Raw genomic sequence first — 285 nt, forward strand, 5'->3', positions numbered from 1 at the left:
GACGCGAAAACTTTTTCCGCAGTGCAACAGTTGCTGGAGATCGTCGGCAAAGGTCTCATCGGTTGAGGCCAGCGAGATTGCCGTCGGCAAACCCGCCGCCAGCTCTTTAGCGAACGTCGGGCCGGAAATCACCGCCAGCGGGATTTGATCGCCTAACGCCTCGCGAGCGACATCCTGCAACAGGCGCCCCGTTTCCGCTTCCAGGCCTTTGGTCGCCCATACCAGACGCGCATCCGGACGCATCAGCGGTTTAATCTGCCGCAGCACGTCGCTGAAAACATGGCT

General features: G+C 60.4%; 1 pseudogene. It reads right to left on the reverse strand.

Annotated features, from left to right (window positions below):
- A pseudogene (locus J4G32_RS21210) lies at positions 1-285 on the reverse strand (NAD(P)H-dependent glycerol-3-phosphate dehydrogenase); the annotation flags it as partial.

Source organism: Microvirga antarctica (genome assembly GCF_017921815.1).
Taxonomy (GTDB): Bacteria; Pseudomonadota; Alphaproteobacteria; order Rhizobiales; family Beijerinckiaceae; genus Microvirga; species Microvirga antarctica.